The sequence below is a fragment of the uncultured Arcticibacterium sp. genome, assembly GCF_964021845.1.
Classification (GTDB): domain Bacteria; phylum Bacteroidota; class Bacteroidia; order Cytophagales; family Spirosomataceae; genus Arcticibacterium.
Genome location: NZ_CAXHZC010000004.1, coordinates 401,129 through 420,431 on the forward strand (window position 1 = coordinate 401,129; position 19,303 = coordinate 420,431).

16 protein-coding genes are annotated in these 19,303 nt (G+C 35.8%); 12 read left to right on the forward strand and 4 right to left on the reverse strand.

The window, feature by feature from the left end; all coding sequences use genetic code 11:
- Window positions 1–45: 45 nt before the first annotated feature.
- From AADJ06_RS14035 to AADJ06_RS14045, 3 genes are read right to left on the reverse strand one after another with little or no spacing between them, the layout of a single operon-like run.
- Window positions 46–1,290 (reverse strand): oligosaccharide flippase family protein, encoded by a 1,245-nt coding sequence (locus AADJ06_RS14035; protein ID WP_341227102.1) that lies wholly within the window; start codon window positions 1,288–1,290, stop codon window positions 46–48.
- A 37-nt stretch (window positions 1,291–1,327) separates the two neighbouring features.
- Window positions 1,328–1,600, reverse strand: a complete 273-nt coding sequence (locus AADJ06_RS14040; protein ID WP_341227103.1) for an STAS domain-containing protein — start codon at window positions 1,598–1,600, stop codon at window positions 1,328–1,330.
- A gap of 11 nt (window positions 1,601–1,611) precedes the next feature.
- Window positions 1,612–2,754, reverse strand: a complete 1,143-nt coding sequence (locus AADJ06_RS14045) for a response regulator (RefSeq protein WP_341227104.1) — start codon at window positions 2,752–2,754, stop codon at window positions 1,612–1,614.
- A gap of 53 nt (window positions 2,755–2,807) precedes the next feature.
- Here AADJ06_RS14045 and AADJ06_RS14050 point away from each other — a divergent pair, with 53 nt between their 5' ends.
- From AADJ06_RS14050 to AADJ06_RS14080, 7 genes are all read left to right on the forward strand, one after another.
- Complete coding sequence (locus AADJ06_RS14050) at window positions 2,808–3,551, forward strand: DUF4184 family protein (RefSeq protein WP_341227105.1); 744 nt, start codon at window positions 2,808–2,810, stop codon at window positions 3,549–3,551.
- Complete coding sequence (locus AADJ06_RS14055; protein ID WP_341227106.1) at window positions 3,538–5,574, forward strand: tetratricopeptide repeat protein; 2,037 nt, start codon at window positions 3,538–3,540, stop codon at window positions 5,572–5,574. Before AADJ06_RS14050 ends, AADJ06_RS14055 begins: the two co-directional genes overlap by 14 nt.
- Before the next feature lie 62 nt (window positions 5,575–5,636).
- The gene (locus tag AADJ06_RS14060) at window positions 5,637–6,173 is read left to right on the forward strand and encodes a heme NO-binding domain-containing protein (protein WP_341227107.1); all 537 of its coding nucleotides are present in this window, start codon (window positions 5,637–5,639) and stop codon (window positions 6,171–6,173) included.
- A 7-nt stretch (window positions 6,174–6,180) separates the two neighbouring features.
- Complete coding sequence (locus AADJ06_RS14065) at window positions 6,181–8,667, forward strand: PAS domain S-box protein (protein WP_341227108.1); 2,487 nt, start codon at window positions 6,181–6,183, stop codon at window positions 8,665–8,667.
- Window positions 8,668–8,671: 4 nt separating this feature from the next.
- Window positions 8,672–9,808 (forward strand): FIST N-terminal domain-containing protein, encoded by a 1,137-nt coding sequence (locus AADJ06_RS14070; protein WP_341227109.1) that lies wholly within the window; start codon window positions 8,672–8,674, stop codon window positions 9,806–9,808.
- A 1-nt stretch (window position 9,809) separates the two neighbouring features.
- The gene (locus AADJ06_RS14075) at window positions 9,810–11,318 is read left to right on the forward strand and encodes a response regulator (RefSeq protein ID WP_341227110.1); all 1,509 of its coding nucleotides are present in this window, start codon (window positions 9,810–9,812) and stop codon (window positions 11,316–11,318) included.
- Window positions 11,319–11,993: 675 nt separating this feature from the next.
- On the forward strand, window positions 11,994–12,176 hold the full coding sequence (locus AADJ06_RS14080; protein ID WP_341227111.1) for a hypothetical protein: 183 nt from the start codon (window positions 11,994–11,996) through the stop codon (window positions 12,174–12,176).
- 43 nt (window positions 12,177–12,219) lie between these two features.
- Here the strand turns inward: AADJ06_RS14080 and AADJ06_RS14085 are convergent, their stop codons facing one another.
- Entirely contained in the window at window positions 12,220–12,714 is a 495-nt protein-coding gene (locus AADJ06_RS14085; protein ID WP_341227112.1) for a YcxB family protein, read from the reverse strand.
- Window positions 12,715–13,027: 313 nt separating this feature from the next.
- On the opposite strand from AADJ06_RS14085, the gene AADJ06_RS14090 reads away from it, so the two are divergent.
- The 5 genes from AADJ06_RS14090 (at window position 13,028) to AADJ06_RS14110 (ending at window position 19,210) form a co-directional block, all read left to right on the forward strand.
- Window positions 13,028–13,402, forward strand: a complete 375-nt coding sequence (locus tag AADJ06_RS14090) for a response regulator (protein ID WP_341227113.1) — start codon at window positions 13,028–13,030, stop codon at window positions 13,400–13,402.
- Between the two features lie 15 nt (window positions 13,403–13,417).
- A complete protein-coding gene (locus tag AADJ06_RS14095) occupies window positions 13,418–14,182 on the forward strand; it encodes an MBL fold metallo-hydrolase (RefSeq protein ID WP_341227114.1) in 765 nt (254 codons plus the stop codon).
- Between the two features lie 178 nt (window positions 14,183–14,360).
- Entirely contained in the window at window positions 14,361–16,745 is a 2,385-nt protein-coding gene (locus AADJ06_RS14100; protein WP_341227115.1) for an outer membrane beta-barrel family protein, read from the forward strand.
- 221 nt (window positions 16,746–16,966) lie between these two features.
- Entirely contained in the window at window positions 16,967–18,628 is a 1,662-nt protein-coding gene (locus AADJ06_RS14105) for a VRR-NUC domain-containing protein (protein WP_341227116.1), read from the forward strand.
- A gap of 48 nt (window positions 18,629–18,676) precedes the next feature.
- A complete protein-coding gene (locus AADJ06_RS14110) occupies window positions 18,677–19,210 on the forward strand; it encodes a hypothetical protein (RefSeq protein ID WP_341227117.1) in 534 nt (177 codons plus the stop codon).
- Window positions 19,211–19,303 lie beyond the last annotated feature (93 nt).

The following is a 19,303-nucleotide window of genomic DNA, read 5'->3' on the forward strand; positions in this document are numbered from 1 at the left end:
AATTGATTTTAAAATGCATGCCTTTAGGTGTGCATTTTTTTTGTTTTAAGATTTACTGCTTTTAAGAAACGTATGCCCAAAATGAAAGAGAATCATAGAAGCCATTAAGCCTATCATCAAGTAGATTTGAACGTTAATGATTTGTTCAAAATCAGCATGAAACAGTGAGATAAGAACTATCTGGGCTATACCGCCCAAAATGCTAATCCAAACAGGTAAAACTCTGTCGAGAGAAATATGGTAATAAACAAAGACATTAGACAGAGCAAATAGTGCAGTGGCCAATGCGTATTTCCAAAGCAAAGGAGCTATGGAGATATAGGCTTCGCCAAAGAGTATATTAACCATCATTTCAGGAAATAGGTAACTGAATAACACTATACCAGCTGCTATAATGCCTACTACGGCTAAACCACCTACAAAATAAAGCGTATGGTCTTTCCCTTCTTTTTCTAGTTTTACTACTATTGGAAAAAGAAGCGTCACCACCGTCCAAGTACCAAAATAAACAATACGACCAATAAGAGCCATAGCAGCATAAAGGCCTGCTTCTTCTGGCTCAAAGAAATGTTTAACCAGAATGATGTCACTATTATTTATCAATATTTGACTGCATTCATAAAGCAAAATCATCAAAAGAAACTTTAGAACATCTTTTTGATCAAAAGAGGTATCTCCGCTAGTAGAACTATCTGTTTTTACTCTAGAAATCCACCAGGTAGCTATAAGTGAAAGGGTAAGTCCCCAGGCCACACCATTTACACGGTAACCTAAATAGACCAAAGCCATAGAGACTATTAGTCGTACCCACATTTCGCTTTGATAAGTAAGTGCTAGTTTTTTGTAATTCAATTTTCCTTGAAGTATACCTCTATTTACGCTCATGAGCATATAAAAAGGCATTCCTATTCCCAAAATGGCAAAAGGGAGGTAAGAGGAAGTTTGGAAAAAGTCTTGCCAAAAAACAGACATTGACACCACAATCACCATCATGGCTATTCCGCCCATGACGGCTCTCTTATTTAACCAAGCACTTATTCCTGTAATTAAACTTTGTTTTCCTTCGGCCTCGTAAGAGGCTACATATTTAGCAGCTGTGAGCTGGAAAGCTAAAGCAAAAAAGGAAACCATAAGAATCAAGGTTACTAAAAGACTAACCTCAGAAAAGTCTGACGGACCTAACCACCTTCCAAAAACTAAATTAATAGCGTAGTTTCCTGCATTTACCAGTAAAGTACTCGCAAAAAGTATACTGCCATCAGTAACAAGTTTTTTCTGTGTGGATGCCATCCTGAGTTTTTTTGTGGTTTAGAGCTTAACGTTTGATTTATGACTTCTTAATCATATCTAAAAACTTGGTTTGGCTCAATAGTTTATAGATAGTACTATCCTCATTTATTTTTAGTTTCATGCTTCCATCTTTATCCTGAAGCATTTTAAATGTGGTAGCAATGGCATTTACTCCTACTATATCTGCATCTTCAGTAGCACTTAGGTCTAGATGAAGTGTAGATGATCTTTGAGCTGCTTTGTTAAGCAGTTTTTTCCATTCTAAGGCTTTTTCTGTAGTGAAATCGCCCTCTATTATCATTGTTTCCATTTCTGTACCGTTTAATATTTAACAGCTATTTGAAGCAGCTGTCCTAAAATTGTGATAGAGTCTTTCATAGATAATTTAGAACCATCTTCATGCACCCATCTTTTAAGTGGCTGCTCACAAATCATGGTCTGAACCTTATCTGCACCATAGAAATTTTTCATTCTTAAAAATATTTCTACGTCAAAAATCCAACGAGTAAGAAATTTCTCATTGAAAAGGTTTTCTACCACTTCCCTACGCATTACTTTGGCACCACATTGGGTATCTTGAAATTCCATTCCAAGAATCTTTCTGATAACCCAATTGACCGTTTTACTAATAATACCTCTTGAAGATTGTCTGAAAATAGAAGCACCTATTCGTTGAATTCTTGAACCAGCAACCAATTTATATTCGGAGCCAGAAAGAGTTTTTACTAAATCTTCAAAATCTGCAAAGTTGGTAGAAAGGTCGGCATCTAAAAAGCCAAGATAATCTAAAGAACGGTCTTGCAGCAAATCTATCATTCCTAACCTTACCGCTTCGGCTTTTCCGCCATTTTGCGGGCAATTGAAAACCTTTATACTGTCGGGGTATTGCTTTTGGAATTTGTTCAAAACGTCTAAGGTTCCATCTGTACTTCCATCATTAACAAAAGATAAAAGGTAACCTTTATTACTCTCTAAAAAACTAGCAAATTCGCCAGTTTTTAATCTTTCTTCTTCATTATAACAAGGGATAACCACACCCACGCCATTTTTCTGTAATATTCCGGAGGAGCTCTCGCTCCCTTTTTTAAAGTCTTCGTTTTTAAGCGAAATTTTTAATAATTTCTTAACTCTGACCACTACTTCGTTTAAGCCTACAGGCTTTTCTATATAATCATCTGCTCCCGCTTCAAAGGCTTCTACAATGACGGTTTCCTCGTCGTTTCCAGACATTACTATAATTGGAACTCTAGACTTTTTAGTAACACGAATATATTCCATGACCTCAAAGCCTGACTTTTGAGGCATATTTAAGTCTAAGATGACTAGGTCCGGATTATTAATATCAAACATTTCAATGGCGTCTAGGCCATTTGAAGTAGCTATTACGTCAAAGCCAACTTGCTCCAGTTTGTACTTGATAGACTTTAAAATGATTGGTTGATCATCAGCCGTAAGAATTCTCATATATGTTATATAGATTGAGTGTTATAAATTTGTAAGCAAAAAGAATACCGTAAATGCCTTTTACCCTTGCACATACTGCTGCTATTTTACCTTTCCGTCGTTTTTTGTCAAAATACCTTTCCATTTCCGGTCTTTTAATGGGTAGCATGGCACCAGATTTTGAATTTTTTTTAAGGGTAACGCTTTATGGTATATGGGGGCATACTTGGTGGGGTGTATTGTTTTTCAATTTACCGGTCTCTATTTTACTTTGTCTTTTCTTTCATATTTATGTGAAAAGAAGCTTAATAGACCATTTGCCGCCCTTTTTGCATCAACGTCTTGCTAAATATAAGAACTTAGATTGGTATTTTTATTTTAAGGCTAATTGGTTAAAAGTTTTTTTTTCAATTTTAATTGGGGTTTTAACACACTTTTTATGGGATAATTTTACGCATGAGCCCAATTATACCTTCCCGTTTTATTTTGATGATCTTTCTCATGTTTTTTTATTGAATGGAAAACCTATAGCATTATACAGTATTTTGCAGGTCTTAAGCTCAGTTTTTGGGATGCTATATTTTGTGTATTTTTTGTTAAAAATACCACGAGATACGAGTTTGAACGGTATATCCTATACTAAGAGGTTAAAATATTGGGTTTGGGTAGCTATAGTTTTTTGTCTTGTAATAATAATTAGATATCTTATCGGAGTGCCTGATGAAAAACCAATTGGACAGATTATTGTAGTTTCAATAAGTGCTTTGCTAATTAGTATTAGCTTGATATCACAACTATTAAAAAATGAACAAACTTAAAGTTGTTTTTACGTTTTTATTGGTCATAGGTTACGCTATAACTTATGCCCAATCTCCTATGGACCCTGGTTTTAAAATGCTAGAGGGTGGGCAATTTGAAAAGGCTCGGGACTTTTTCGCAGATTATCTTAAAACAGATTCATTAAACCAAACGGCACTTTTGTGTTTTGGTAGAGGAACTGGCTTGGCTGGTAATACGAAGGAGGCTAAGGAGGTTTTTGGGAAGCTTCAAAAGAGATTTCCAGGGAATTATGAAGTTGATCTAAATATGGCAGAAGCTCATATGTGGAGTAAAGATTTTAAAACTGCATTAGAGTTATATTCAGATTTGGTAAAACGAGATAGTACAAGTTTTGCAGCCGTTTTGGGTTTTGCAAATGCTTATTCTGAAAATAAAGAATATGATAATGCTCTTAAATATATAGAGAAGGCTTTAGAAATAATGCCAGGCAATGCCAATGCCATGGTAAGTAGAAAGTATATGCGTTTGGGTAAAGCGTCTAAATTTTCCTATGTGGGTCAATTTGAAGAAGCAATTAGTTATTTCGATTTAATTTTGGATGAAAACCCTAAAGACCCCGATGCCCTTATTAATAAGGCTCAGGCTTTAATCTCAATAAAGAAGTATGAAGAGGCAAACGAAGTTTTTGAAACTTTGAAAACGGTTTCGGGAAAAGAAGTAGATGCTTATTTAGGAATGTCAAGAATAGCCAATCTTCAAAAAGAGCCCAAAGAGGCCCTTAAGCTGATAGAAGAAGGCATGACTTTTACAGATAGTAGCACAGTTTTAAAAGCAAGTTTAGGTAAAGTAAACGCACTGGCTTGGAATAAGAAATTTGATGAGTCCTTTTCACTTCTGAATGATTTGAAAACAGCATATCCTAATAACCTAGATGTATTGGCTGGTTTTGGGAGAATAAATATTTGGAGTAAAGGTTTCGCAAAAGGAGCAGGTTATTTTAAAGATTTACTGAAAGACAAGCCAGGCTCATTTGATGGCAATCTAGGTTACGCAGATGCTCATCATGCTCAGGGCCTTGATGATGTAGCTTTTAAATACGTAAGAAAAACCTTAGAATATTATGATGAGCAGCGTGACGCTCTAAAGTTTTTAGAAAAGCTACATGTAGCACATGACCCTTCTATAAGCTCTCATATTTATTTCAGTAAGGATAATGGAGGCAATACTTCAGAGAATTATCAAGTATCTGCTACCTATGACCCTTCACCTAGATTCAGAACATCGCTTACTTATTACCAACGTTCTGCAAAAAGTTCGGTTGGAGAAATAGCTAATCAGAAAATAGCAGTTTCAACTATTAGCCCAGGGCTTTCTTACAAAGTGAATGGTAAACTGAAGGTAAGTGGAGAAATAGGATTTCTTAATACTTCACAATACGAAAGAGTATTAGGTATGTTACAGGCCGACCTAAATGTGGGCAAGTTTCAGCAGTTTCAGTTGAAGTATAATCAGGAAATGCAGACGTTTACTTCAGAACTGATTGACCGCAATCTTAAGTTAGATAATATTACACTTAATTATAATTTGAGTTTACCATCTAAAATTGGTGCCTATTCTCAAATGATTCATACCCAAGTTTCAGATGGTAATGTGCGTAATCTATGGTTTGCGTCATTATACTATGATATTAAGCAGTCTCCTGTGGTAAAAGCTGGTTTTAATTACAGTTATTTTTCTTTTAAGAAGCAGCTTCCTGCTGTTTATTTTAGCCCTGACGTGTTTAGAGGGTATGAGCTTTTTGTTGCTGCGGAAAATGTAAATGAGGAAAACGCTAAGTGGATTTATCAGGCAATTTTTGCGGGAGGATTGCAGCAAATTAGCACTGAAAAGTCGCAAGGTATTTATCGGTTCGATATTAAAACAGGATGGAAGTTTTCACCTAGGTTTATGCTTATGGGGTATTATATGAAATCTAACTCGGCCGCTTCCAGTGTTCAAGGTTTTACGTATAATGAGTGGGGTGTGAAAACTAAATGGGTGATACCGTTTAGAAAGCTATAGTTCCGTAATTTTCTGAACAAGGAAAAAATTAATACTTTCAAATCAATAAACTTAAAGAAAAAATGAAGGGAATTGTGTTTACAGAGTTTTTGGAGATGGTAGAGGAGAAGTTTAGTTATGAAATGGTGGACGACATTCTTACCATGAAAGAGCTTCCTTCAAAAGGTGTTTATTCCGGTGTAGGAACATATTCACACACGGAGATGGTGACATTAGTAGTCAATCTTCACGAAAAAACAGAAATACCCTTACCCATCCTTTTAGAAACCTTCGGAGAATATTTATTCCATGGGCTTTTCAAGGCTTATGGTAGCATGTTTTCTAAGATTAGTAACGCCTTTGATATGTTAGAATCTATAGAAGGTTATATACATGTGCAGGTTAGAAAACTTTATCCTGATGCAGAATTACCTCATTTTAAGATTGAAAGACAGGGAGAAAATAAATTGGTATTAGACTATTCCTCAGATAGAAGAATGGGTGATTTGGCCTTGGGCCTTATAAAAGGTTGCCTAAATCATTTTAAAGAAGAGGCTGAAGTGGAGATGGAAAATTTACTGGAAGATGGTTCTAAAGTTCGATTTATAGTTTCTAAGTGAGTAGGGTATGGAAAGCCATAAAGAAATAGAGCTTTTAAAAAGAAGGATTCAGAGAGAAAAGGATGCTAGAAAGGCTGCTGAGCTTATTCTAGAAGAAAAAGCTCTGGAACTTTACAATGCCAATGCCGAACTTCAAGGATTAAATGAAGCCTTAGAAAAAGAGGTTGACAAAAGAACCAAAGACCTTAAGTTAAGTAAAAAGAGGTATCAACAGTTTGTAGAGTCGGCAGATGAAATAATTTATGAACTAGATGCTGAAGGTAAAATACTTTATGCCAATCCTATAGCTTATAAAGCATTAGAGCTTTCTAAAGAGGAACTGATAGGTAAATCTGTTATTTCCCTGCTGGAGGAAAGCCACATACAGCCCATAATAGATTCCTTCGTTCACTGCGTTAAAAATGGTATTAAGCAAGCTTATATAGAGTATCAAGTAGTTAAAAAAAGTGGCGAAAAAATATGGCTTGGTCAAAGCACCCAGTATGATTTTGTTAATTTAAATGGGGAAAATTCATTTGTAGGTGCTAGAGCCATAGCTAGAGACATAACAGAAAAACATGTAGCTCAAGAGCAATTAAAGTTAAGTGAAGAGAAATACCGCCGAATCATGGAAAATATGGATTTGGGTTTTCTGGAAGTTGACCTAAATGGAAATATTGTAAGAGCCTTTGATAGGTTCTGCGTTATGACCGGTTATAAAGAAAGTGAGCTCCTAGGCAAAAGTGCCTTGGCTGTTTTAGGAGTAGATAAGTTTCAAAAAGTCTTTAGTGATAATGAGATTCTACGTGCCGAAGGAGTTGCTAACTCCTTTGAGGTTCAAATTCGAAAGAAAAGCGGAGAATTACTTTGGGTATTAATAAGTGGTGGGCCTGTTTATAATACTAGAGGAAAAATGATAGGCTCTGTTGGAATTCATTTTGACCTTACTGAACAAAAGAAAGTACAGCAGGAACTATCTGAAGCTAAGCAAAAAGCGGAGGAAGCAGAACGAGTAGAAAAAGAATTTTTGGCCAATATGAGCCATGAAATTAGAACCCCACTGAATGCCATTATTGGTATGTCTCATTTACTTTATGACACCAGACCTACCCCTGAGCAAGTTGAGTATTTTGAAGTTATAAATAATTCGGCAAACTTCCTTCACCATCTTATCTCTGATGTATTAGACATGGCTAAGATAGGTGCAGGTAAAATGGAATCTAAAAATGAGCCATTTGATTTACTTGGGCTTTTAAAAACGGTTGAGAAAACTTTCGAGTTAAAACTAGGTAATAGGCCCATTGAGTTTATTAACATTTATGACGCTGACCTAGATTACTTGGTTAATGGAGATGAAACGCTTTTAAATCAAATTTTATTAAATCTAGTAGGCAATTCTGAGAAGTTTACAGAAAAGGGATACATTAAAATAGAAACCCAAGTAGTAAAGAAAAAAGGCAACAAAAGCTGGTTTAAATTTACTGTTTCTGATACAGGAATAGGAATTGATGAAGAGAAACAAAAACTTGTTTTTGAAAAATTTAAGCAGGTAAAAACGAAAGAAAACTCAAAAACAAAAGGAACTGGATTAGGGTTGGCCATTGTCAAAGAGCTTGTTCATATTCTAGGAGGATCTATTGAAGTAGCCGGAAATCCTGAAGGAGGTACTATTTTCTCTTTTGAACTTCCTTTTGGGCATACAAGTATAAAAAGGTCAAAGCCTTTGGAGAGAAAAGAAAAAGAAAATGCCTCCTACGGCGGCCTAAAGGTTCTTTTGGTAGAAGATAATATTTTAAACAGGCGATATGCTAGCACTTTACTGAAAAAATGGGAATTGACAATCTTTGATGCCAATGATGGCTTAGAGGCCATTAGTATGTCAAATAAAGAAAAGTATGACCTCATTTTGATGGATATTCAAATGCCTAATTTAAACGGCTATGAAGCCTCTATAGGAATTAGAAATGTTTCAAACCCTAATCAAGATACCCCTATTGTAGCTATTACAGCTTCTGCCATGTCTTTTGAAAAGAATAAGGCTTTAGATGCAGGTATGAATGATATTTTGACCAAACCTTTTACACCGCCAGAGCTAGAAGCGGTTTTAAATAAATACTTGAATATTGCTCAGCGTAGTGAGGCAGTAATACCGAAAGAAAAAGAAATAGATATGACCGAATTAGATAATGCTCGTCTGGTAGAGATTTATGGCGATGATATGGATTTTAAGAAAATGGTTTTCGAAATGTTTGTAGAAGAACTGCCCTCACAAATTGAAGAATTAGTCGACCTGAATGAATCAAAGAGGTGGGCTGATTTTGGTCAATTAGCTCATAAAATGAAACCTGCATTTGGTATGGTAGGTTTGTCTGAAGGTGAAGAAGAGTTAAGAAAAATAGAATCCGAAATAAAAACGGAAGGCATAAACGAAAGTTTAGAAACTTTAATAAACGAGGTTTTGGCTAAGCTTCCAATGTATCAAAACCTTGTTCAAAAGGAACTAACACAAATGTAAGATTATGAAAATTCTTCAAAAGTTATTTAGGGGAAATAAGTGGAAAGAGGAAAGGAAAGAGGATGGCTTTATTAGTGAAAATGCACAGTTAGTACTGGCTTTTTGTGGTAAAGAGTTACTAAATCCTGAAAACATTGAGTCTCTTACAAAAGAGTATCCAAATGCCGCTGTAATATCCGCGACCACATCTGGGGAAGTTTTTGATGATTGCATGTATGATGGTAGTATTTCCCTTACCGCAATTGAACTTGAAAAAACGGAAATTAAGATTAAGCTAGGTAATATAAATTCTTACAAAAACAGTAATGAACTTGGCTCAAACTTAATGGCAGACGTGGAGAAAGAAGGTCTTCAGTATGTCATGGTTATTTCTGATGGAAACCTTATTAATGGTTCTGAACTAGTAGAAGGAATAAGGAGTGAAAATAGTACAGGAGTCTTAATTACGGGAGGCTTGGCCGGGGATGGTGCACGTTTTGAGTCCACTTTAGTAGGTCTGAATGAAGATATAAAAGAAGGCAATGTAGTACTTATTGGCTTTTATGGTAATAATATAAAAGTGGGGCATGGGTCTCTAGGTGGTTGGGACGCTTTTGGGCATGAAAGAACCATTACCAAAGCAGAGAAAAACGTTTTATTTGAATTAGATGGTAAAAGTGCTCTGAAACTATACAAGGAATACCTTGGAGATTATGCCGCAGAATTGCCTTCTTCTGCACTTTTATTTCCACTTTCAATAGGAGCGGAGGGAGATGCCGTTAAGAATGTAAGAACTATTCTGTCGATTGATGAAGAAAATCAATCCATGACTTTTGCAGGAAATATGCCAGTGGGCAGTAAAGTAAGGCTTATGAAAGCCAATTTTGATAAGCTTATTGATGCGGCTTCAGGAGCGGCAGAAAGTGCTCTTGATATTTCAAAAACTAAACCCGAGTTAGCCATTTTGATTAGCTGTGTGGGAAGAAAATTAGTCTTAAATGAAAGAGTAGAAGAAGAATTGGAAAAAACTAAAAGCATCTTTGGCGATGATGCATTTTTGACGGGGTTTTATTCTTATGGCGAAATTTCTCCAATGATAGAAAGGGCCAAATGTGAGCTAATGAATCAAACCATGACAATTACCACATTAACTGAAATTTAAAATGGAAAGGCATAAATTACTGCAGAAGCAAATTAGGAAATATGTAGATTTAGATGAGGTAAACCTAGATGGTTTAGAAGACTTCCTGACTGCTATTAATAACAGCTATGCTTCTTTTGATAGAGATAAAAAAATCACTGAACATGCCTTTGAAGTAAGCGAAAGGGAGTACCAAGAGGTGATGGATAATCTCAAAAAAGAGAACGAGTTAAAGATAGCCTCTATTGAGAAAGTCAAGCAGACTTTGATAGAGCTAGATAGTAGAAATGCCCCTTTTTTACGTGAAAGTGAAGACCTTATCGAGATTATTGACTTCTTGCAAGAGCAGGTTCATATTAAGAATGAATTAGAAACTACGCTCATTGCTGCTAAAGATAACGCCGAGAAAGCAGCCTTAGCTAAGTCTAATTTCTTATCGGTTATGAGTCATGAAATTAGAACCCCTCTGAATGCTATTATTGGGAATATTCATATTCTGAAGCAAGAGCCTCATTTACCTTCTCAAGAAGACTTTATTGACATTTTGCAGGTCTCAGCTTTTAACCTTTTAAGTCTTGTGAATGATGTTTTAGATTTTAGTAAGATAGAAGAAGGGAAAGTTAATTTTGTCAAAAAACCTATTTCCCTTAAAAACATTGCAGAAACAGTTAAGGCAACTAATAAGTTTAAGGCTTCTGAGCATGAAAATGAAATTATAGTTAATGTATCAGAAGATATTCCAGCCGTACTTTTAGGAGACGATGTAAGGTTAAACCAGGTGCTTAATAATTTGATGTCTAACGCTTTAAAGTTTACGCATAATGGGAATGTATATTTGGACGTTTCTTTAGATCGCATAGAACAAACGAAAGTTTTTGTAAATTTTTCTGTCAAAGACTCAGGTATAGGAATAAAAGAAGAATCTATCGAGAAAATATTTGAAAGATTTACCCAAGCCGACTCCAACACCACAAGAGAATTTGGAGGTTCAGGTTTAGGTTTAACTATAATTAAGAAGCTATTAAATCTTCAAGACAGCGAAATTTATGTAGAAAGTGAATTTGGTAAAGGTGCGAGATTTTACTTTACACTGGCTTTCTCAAACCTTAAAAAGGAAGATGAAACCAAAATTATAAGTGGAAATTCTGATATAGAATATCCCTTAGATGGTAAAAGCGTATTGTTGGTAGAAGATGTCAAATTTAATGTTTTAGTGGCCCAGCGAATGATTCAGGCCTGGGGCATGACGGTGGACTTGGCAGAGAATGGACAAATAGCGGTAGATAAAGCTGCAGAAAATACGTACGACGTCATTCTAATGGATTTACAAATGCCTGTAATGGATGGTTTCACAGCTACTAAGAATATTAGAAAAATGGGTGTTGAAACCTCTATAGTAGCTTTGACGGCTTCTGTGTCGGTAGATTCACAAACAGAGGTAACGAAGTGTGGGATGAACGATTACCTAACAAAACCCTTTAACCCAAAGGATTTGAAACGAGCTTTACAAAGAGCTATCTACAATGAGTAAACTTACTGCTTAGCATAGTTAATAATATGTTGGCTGTAATCGGCTTTTTTTTAATTCATGTCAAAATGCTTGAATTTTTCCTCTTGCCCAAGGACGTTTAAGTAATAGAGAGTAATGCCATCAATCAGATAGAATTTAAAGGAGTTTAGAAATAGCCAATTTAGATCGTATGAGCTAATACGTTCGCGTTAAATAATGCCAGGCCGCCATGAATAATTTTTTCAGAAGCTCCTGCTATTGGCTTTAGAATAGTGGGAATTACTGAAATACCCTGACTTTTTTCGAATTTTCAGTGTTGGTAAGCAAGGAAGTATACAGAAGACCTCAAATGTACCTTGCTCGGTATATATTTAATTTTTAGAAGGATTTCCTTTCGGGTGGAAAGTTATTGAAGGGTATCACAAAGAGTGCATAAACTTGTTTACGAATGTTTTATCAACGTTTTTCGAAAACTATATTGATTGTACTTTAATTGTACTATTCTAATAAGTGAGCTGCTGTATTGTAGAGGAGGCTTTAAAAATAAAATCATGCCAAAAGTGCCCTAAGGTAGTGCTTTTGGGCTTTTTAGGGCGTTTTACTGTTGTTTGGGTATAAATTAATTCTATAAATAAATTGTACTATTTTGGCACTTTTTTTGCTGCATTTAAACTAGAACTTAATACTTAAAAAAGAATGAAAATTAAAACTTTTGTCCCTGCAGAATATATAGAGCAAGTAATGGAAATGAGTAAAGACGTTTTCACCAAGGATGATGAGTTGGAATTTTTGAAGTCTTGTCTTTTCTATCTGAAAGAGGGTGTAACAGCACAGCAAGCCATTGAAATGTCAATGGTAGATTATTTAGTAGATATGTAAGTTGCTGAGCTTAACAAAAGAATGGTTTGTTAACCATCCTTTGTTAATCAATAAGTCCTTTACGTCTTAGGATATTATCCATTAGCTTTAAATCATGGTCACTGTTAAATACATTTTTAGGAAAATGTAAGAATTGACCACGAGCTATATTTAGTAGAAATCCCGAATCTTCAAGTTTCTCGGCAGACTGAATGGTATCCCATTTTATTACGCCACCTTCTCTTTTGTTCACCTTAATCATGATTTGTCTGCTATCTATTTCGTAAGCAAACTTGTCAAACATCTGAGCGTTTTGCTCCATTTGGGTAGCTGCATAAAACTGGATGTACCAAAACGCTATATAGAGCAATCCTCCAATAAATGCTGTGATTAAAATCCACCAGTTTTTATAAACACCAGAGAAGTGTAAACCTACACCAAGAATCATAACAGCAAGTGGTATAAGTAGCCACTGCCAGCTTTTCTTTATTTGACGTGTAAAGGCCAAATTGATGTACTTTTTCTTATCGAGGGCAAATTTCTTTGTTTTAACTATCATTTTTCACTTTTAATGAAGCTGCAAAAATAGAAAAGGCTAGGAAGAATACCGAACAATATTTCAATTCTTGGCAGAATGCCCATTTGGGTATTCTAAAGTTGTTTGACCGCTTGTTTTAAAGAAATTCTTTTTAGCTTAGAAATTTAAAACCAGGCTTAAACTAAGTGCTTCTAACTTTGTTTTCGGCTGAAACTATCTTAGTTTTTAATAATTCTCGGGAACTTTATAGAAAAAACCTTGTATTACAAATGAAGTAAAGCACTTCTGTTCTATATTTACGAATCAAGTTAAAGCGAAATCTTTTTAAATTAATATGTCGTCACCGAAAAACGTTCTAATTGCTGAGGATTCTTCAGTTATCCAAAACTTAGCAAGAAAAATTCTTGAGTTTCAAAATTTCAAAATCACTGTTGTTAAAAATGGCGAACAAGTAATTCAATTGCTTGAAAAAGAGCCATTTGATATAGTGTTGTTAGATATCAATATGCCAGTAATGGACGGTATTGAGTGTGTACAAGCTATAAGAGGAAACGAAGCAACAGCTAAATTACCCGTAGTAGCTATCACTGGTAATGCAAGAAACTATACCGAAGAAGAGTATAAAGAAGCTGGTTTTAACGAAGTCTTAATGAAGCCATTAAACTTTGACAAACTAGTGAAAGTAGTAAAAGACCTTACGGAAGAATAAGCGTTTTTTGTTAATATGAACATCACAATATTAGGTACTGGTACTTCATCTGGCGTGCCAGTACTTACTTGTGGCTGTGATGTCTGTACCTCTACTAATCCAAAAGACAAAAGACTCCGAGTTTCAGTTTTAGTACAAACTGCTGAATTAGATATAGTTATAGATTCAGGCCCTGACTTTAGACAGCAACTTTTGCCTTCAGGTATCGCTAAACTAGATGCCCTTCTTTTTACACATGAGCACAAAGACCACACGGCAGGCTTAGATGATGTAAGGCCTTTTAATTACCTAAACGGTAAAAAATACCTGAATATTTACGGAAGAGAAAGTGTTTTAGAGCAGCTGAAAAGAGAGTTTCATTATGCTTTTTTGGAAGAGTCTTATCCCGGAGTTCCACTTATTAAAACCATAGAAATTAAGAATAGGCCATTCTCCATCTCTGATTTAGAGATTATTCCTATTGAAGTGATGCACCATAAACTCCCCGTTTTTGGCTTTCGTATTAAAGACTTCAGTTACATCACAGATGCCAATTATATTTCTAAAAAGGAACTGGAAAAAGCCAAAGGCTCAAAAGTTTTAGTGCTAGACGCACTTCAAAAAACGCCTCATATTTCTCATTTCACTTTAGAGAAGGCCATTGAAGTAGCAAAAGAAGTAGGAGCCGAGCAAACCTATTTTACCCACATTTCCCATAAAATGGGCCTGCATGATGAAGTAAATAAAGAGCTGCCAGAAGGTATGGCTCTTGCTTATGATGGGCTTAGTTTTTCCCTTTAGTCCTACTTTTATCTACATTTTTCTATCCTATATTCCGACCGGTTAGATAATCGAGCCCATTTGTCGTTTATATACAAGCATTTGCCGATTCGGTCTACATGGGATCTAAATAAGCCTTTTCTTTGTAATTGTATTACAACCAAAAGCTATTGCTCTTAATAGAGTAATTTATTCCCCTATGAAATTTTTGTATAAAATAGTCCTAAGTTTTTCTGTTTTCTTTCTTTCTCTTGTTAGCCTAAAAGGGCAAGAGAGCGGAACTACCGTTAAAGGAAAGGTCTTAGATAGTAAGTCTGGCCTTGCCATTGAATTTGCCTCTGTAGCTCTTCTTGAAAAAGCTACCAAGAAACCTATCACAGGTACCACCGCCGATTTAGAAGGAGCCTTTGAAATTCAAACGGCTGCTAAAACCTTTGTGGTGGAGGTTAGTTCTATTGGTTTTGATAATAAATTAATCAAAGACTACAGCATTAAAGATGGTGTAATAGACTTGGGGGAGATAAAGCTGACTGAAAATAACATGCTTCTGGAAGAGGTGGTAATTAGAGCCGAGAAATCTCAAACAGAATTCGAGCTTGATAAGCGAGTTTTTAATGTTGGTAAAGACTTGTCTACCACAGGAGCCAGTGCACTGGAAATATTAAATAATGTGCCTTCGGTCAATGTTAGTATAGAAGGTGAAATTAGCCTAAGAGGTAGTGGAGGTGTTCAAATTCTTATCAATGGTAAGCCATCGGTAATGGCTTCTGGAGAAGGAAATGCTTTAGGTACTATCACGGCAGACATGATTGAGAAAATTGAGGTTATTACCAACCCTTCAGCCAAATACGATGCCGAAGGTACGAGCGGAATTATCAACATCATTATCAAAAAAGATGAAAGAAAAGGGTTTAACGGTTCTGTTTCCTTAAATACAGGTATTCCAGATAGCCATAGTATAGGTATTAGTTTAAACAGGAGAACAGAGAAATTTAACTTGTTTTCTCAGCTTGGAGCGGGGTATAGGTCATTACCAAACAAAATGGAAAACATCAATCAAGACCTAATAAACAATGAGATTATTAACAGTAAAGGTACGGAGTACAGAAATGAGACCTTTTATAACTTCATTTTAGGAACCGACTATCACCTAAATGAGTACAACGTTTTCACACTTTCAGGAAACTTTGCTTATGAAATAGAAGATGGCCCTTCTAGAACAGATTTCAGTCTGCTAGACGCCCAAAATCAAGTGGTTTCAGAATGGTATAGAGAAGAAGCCACAGAAGCCAATAACCCAAAATATCAATACGACTTTCAGTATAAAAGAGATTTTAAAGACCATAAAGACCACACGCTACTAGCATCTGCAGTAGGTAGTTTTTTTGGAAAAGACCAATCGTCTCAGTTTGGAAATACTTACACGTTTGGCACCGGTAATTTGAACGACCAACAAACCAGAACAAATTTCAAAGAAGCTGAAAACCTTTTCAAAGTTGATTATACGCATCCGTTCTCTGAAGCCTTTACTTGGGAACTGGGTTCGCAGTATGTTATTAATGATGTCAGTAACGACTACTCCGTAAGCGACCAGATAGATGGTGTTTACGTAGAAAACGCTGCTTTGACTAATCTTTTTGAATATAATCAAAAGGTATTTGCAGTTTACTCTACTGGTGCTTACGAAGGAGAAAAATGGGGGGTAAAGCTAGGTTTGAGAATGGAAAGCACAGACTTAAATACTTATTTAGCCACTACCGATGTTTCAAATACACAGAAGTATAATAACCTTTTTCCTAGTTTACATACTACCCTTAAAGTGTCAAAAGAATTTTCTGTTCAGGCGGGATACTCTAGCAGAATTTTCAGACCTAGACTATGGGATTTGAACCCATTCTTTAACATTAGAAACAATTTTAATGTACGTACAGGTAATCCAGATTTATTACCGGAATATACAGATTCCTATGAACTTACGGCCATTTACTTATTAGACAAGCTCTCGCTTAACGGAGCCATTTATTACAGACTAACAGATGATGTGGTAGAGCGTATTTCTACTTTTGAAGATGGCGTTACATACACCAAGCCTACTAACATTGGTACTAACAAGTCTACTGGTCTAGAAATAAATGGAAAGTTAACCGCTGCGAAATGGTTGACTTTTAATGGTGACTTTAACTATAGCATGTTTAAAAGAGAAGGTTCTTTAGAAGCGGTATTGTTTGATTTTAGTGCAGACCAATGGAGTACAAGGTTGAATGCTAAAATCGGCTTGCCAAAAGATATAGACATGGAAGTTAGCGGTAATTACCGCTCAAAAGTAAGAACACTTCAAGGAGAGCAATCTCACCAAGTTTATGCCGACTTTGGTATTAGAAAGAAGATTCTTAAAGGCAGAGGCGTAGTTAACTTGAGCGTGAGAGATGTTTTAGCTTCTAGGATAGGAAAATCAGAAACGGTACAGCCTGAATTTTACGTTTACAGCAGCAGGCAGCGAGGTCGTTTCATAGCCTTAGGCTTTAGTTACGGTTTCGGAAAAGGAGAAGCCATGGAGTACTCAGGAGCTAGAAGACGTTTTTAAGTGATTTTTTATTGCTAATATTTTTAGAAAAATGGCAGTTTAACTTCACATATTACTCTATTTAAATTCTGACTAAATGAAAGCTCCAGAGGAGCTAAATGTTAATAACGAGGGGTGAAACCCCTCGTTTGGCATCAAAAAGCAAAATTTGTGACAAACATAAACCATTAGTAACCTAAATTTTCTAATGTGTAATTCGGCTGAAAACCATAAATTGCACAGTGTCAGAAAATGAAAACATAGTACTTCCACCAAAGTATTACCTCGACTATTTTAATTATCTGCTTGACTTCGTCAAAGACAAGTACAAGCATATTTTGGAAGAAAAGGAGTGGCGTTTCCTTAGGAAATTCTACGGTCTTTCTGAAGATGCTCAGTGCCTTTTTATTCGCTTCACTAACCGTAAAGGTCTTTTTTTTAGGAGCCAACGGCTCAAATATGAGGAAATAGAAAACATTCCAGAAGCTTTGGAAGAGCTGCTTTCGCGTGAGTTTGTGGAAGACCTGTCCGTCAATCATGCTGACTTTCTTTTGGAATTGTTACATTTATGCACCAAACCAGAGTTGCTAAAACTTATTCCTGAAAAAGGTTTTAGAACAAAACCAAAAGGTGAATTATCGGATTGGATAAGAGATAATTTAGAGCCTGAGCAGGTAGTAGAAAAAATAGCTTTAAGTCAGCCGCTGGTCAAGGTCAACTTTGAGTACGAAGTCACCTTTTTCAAATTCTTGTTTTTTGGAAACCGTTACATGGATATGACGGAGTTTGTGGTACGAGACTTGGGTTTTATCCAGTATTTCTCTCATGACGAAGATAAGCTGGTAGCTCGTTTTGAAACGCGAAAAGACGCTGAAGACAAATGGATGATTTCTGACCAAACCGACCTTTTTGAAAAACTCAAAAAAACAGAAACACCCGAAGCCTTGTATGACTGGTTTGATACCATGGCAGACAGCGTAAAGGAACTCTCAGAAATAGCGAAGCCAGCCTTAGAGAGACTGACACTTAAAGTTGGTAGGCATTTAGAGCGTCAAAAGGCAGAAGAACTGGCGGTAGAAGTTTTTAAGATGTGTGCATTGCCCCAGGCAAAAGAAAGACGTGTACGCTGTTTGGTAAAGCTCAAACATAATGAAGAAGCCCTGGCTTTATGTGAAGACATGATAGCCAATAGCACCAATGCCGACGAACACTTTTTTGCCAAAGATTTTTCAGAGCGAATTCTTTCAAAATCTAAAAGAAAGAAGAAACTCACCACTGAAAAACTACACGAAGCCGAGCGAATTTATATAGATGCCATGTACCGAGGTAATGTGGAATTGGGAACGATAGATTATTACTTAGAAGAAGGTAAATACGCCATCTTTTCTGAAAATCACCTGTGGCGTGGCATTTTTGGACTTGTGTTTTGGGATATTATATTTGACCCAAGTTTGGTAGCTTTCCATCATCCTTTTCAGCGACGTCCTTCAGATTTACACTTACCTGACTTTTACCTAAAACGGAAAGAACATATTCATGAGCATTTAGAAAGTTTTGAAGACATGGAGAGTCTGCTGCTTTTTATGGGAAGAAAATTTACTGACCATGAGGGCATCGCTAATCCCTTTGTGATATGGATGGAAGGAATGTGGGAAAGCATCAGAATAGCTACGCAATATATAGGCTTAGAGCCTATCAAAGAGATTTTAGTGCATATCTGCAAAGACATAGTAGAAAACTCTAGAGGCTTCCCAGATTTGTTTGTGTGGGACGAAAACGGTTATGAGTTTGTAGAAGTAAAATCACCCACCGATAATCTCTCAAACCGCCAGTTGTACTGGCTTAACTATTTTGAAGAAAAAGGCATAAATGCCAAGGTGCTTAGGGTGTTTTTTAAGGAGTGAACCATTGTGATTTATTTTTAAGTATGTTTAATAAATTATAAAAAAAGAATGAGAGAATTCTTAAAGAAAATAAAGCTACTGGATTATCTAGATACCGAATTGGAAATTGGTAAAAAGGATTTTGTAATCAGACTGAGCCGTATTGTGGATATAGGAAGAATTGATATTATATCGGATAGCTTCGATGTGTTTATTTCTAGTAAAAATAAATATAAAGGCGAGGTTAGTTCTGATGGGTTTAGAATTAAGAGAAGGAAGAGATTATTTGAAATGAATAATGGCTTGGCTGTCGCAACTGGAAGTTTTACACAGTACGAGAGTAAATTAATGGTTCACACTGAAATAAATGGATTTCATAAAATCATGATTCTTTTCTTAGGTGTAGTGTTCCTATTTTACGCTTTATTTTTTATCGACTTTTTTGTTTCGGGAGATATCCGAAATGATTTTCAAGGCTATATATTACCATTAATGTTTATTCATGCAGTTTTTATGCTTGGAGTACCATACTTTTTAATAAGGAGAAGCGTCATGAAGCTAAAGCATGAATTGGAGAGGGAGTTCTTCTATTTAACTAAATAATATTCTTTTTCCCATCAACCAGAGTCTCGCCAAGGGACTCTGTTTGGTTATTCTTGTTACTTTTCTCAAACAAAATAACCCAATAATAATTTC

Excerpts from the sequence above, each read along its gene's own strand:
- AADJ06_RS14065 (WP_341227108.1), top strand. The coding sequence starts at position 6,181 with ATGGAAAGCCATAAAGAAATAGAGCTTTTAAAAAGAAGGATTCAGAGA.
- AADJ06_RS14070 (WP_341227109.1), top strand. The coding sequence starts at position 8,672 with ATGAAAATTCTTCAAAAGTTATTTAGGGGAAATAAGTGGAAAGAGGAA.
- AADJ06_RS14080 (WP_341227111.1), top strand. The coding sequence starts at position 11,994 with ATGAAAATTAAAACTTTTGTCCCTGCAGAATATATAGAGCAAGTAATG.
- AADJ06_RS14100 (WP_341227115.1), top strand. The coding sequence starts at position 14,361 with ATGAAATTTTTGTATAAAATAGTCCTAAGTTTTTCTGTTTTCTTTCTT.
- AADJ06_RS14090 (WP_341227113.1), top strand. The coding sequence starts at position 13,028 with ATGTCGTCACCGAAAAACGTTCTAATTGCTGAGGATTCTTCAGTTATC.
- AADJ06_RS14075 (WP_341227110.1), top strand. The coding sequence starts at position 9,810 with ATGGAAAGGCATAAATTACTGCAGAAGCAAATTAGGAAATATGTAGAT.
- AADJ06_RS14060 (WP_341227107.1), top strand. The coding sequence starts at position 5,637 with ATGAAGGGAATTGTGTTTACAGAGTTTTTGGAGATGGTAGAGGAGAAG.
- AADJ06_RS14095 (WP_341227114.1), top strand. The coding sequence starts at position 13,418 with ATGAACATCACAATATTAGGTACTGGTACTTCATCTGGCGTGCCAGTA.
- AADJ06_RS14040 (WP_341227103.1), bottom strand. The coding sequence starts at position 1,600 with ATGGAAACAATGATAATAGAGGGCGATTTCACTACAGAAAAAGCCTTA.
- AADJ06_RS14085 (WP_341227112.1), bottom strand. The coding sequence starts at position 12,714 with ATGATAGTTAAAACAAAGAAATTTGCCCTCGATAAGAAAAAGTACATC.
- AADJ06_RS14045 (WP_341227104.1), bottom strand. The coding sequence starts at position 2,754 with ATGAGAATTCTTACGGCTGATGATCAACCAATCATTTTAAAGTCTATC.
- AADJ06_RS14050 (WP_341227105.1), top strand. The coding sequence starts at position 2,808 with ATGCCTTTTACCCTTGCACATACTGCTGCTATTTTACCTTTCCGTCGT.
- AADJ06_RS14110 (WP_341227117.1), top strand. The coding sequence starts at position 18,677 with ATGAGAGAATTCTTAAAGAAAATAAAGCTACTGGATTATCTAGATACC.
- AADJ06_RS14055 (WP_341227106.1), top strand. The coding sequence starts at position 3,538 with ATGAACAAACTTAAAGTTGTTTTTACGTTTTTATTGGTCATAGGTTAC.
- AADJ06_RS14035 (WP_341227102.1), bottom strand. The coding sequence starts at position 1,290 with ATGGCATCCACACAGAAAAAACTTGTTACTGATGGCAGTATACTTTTT.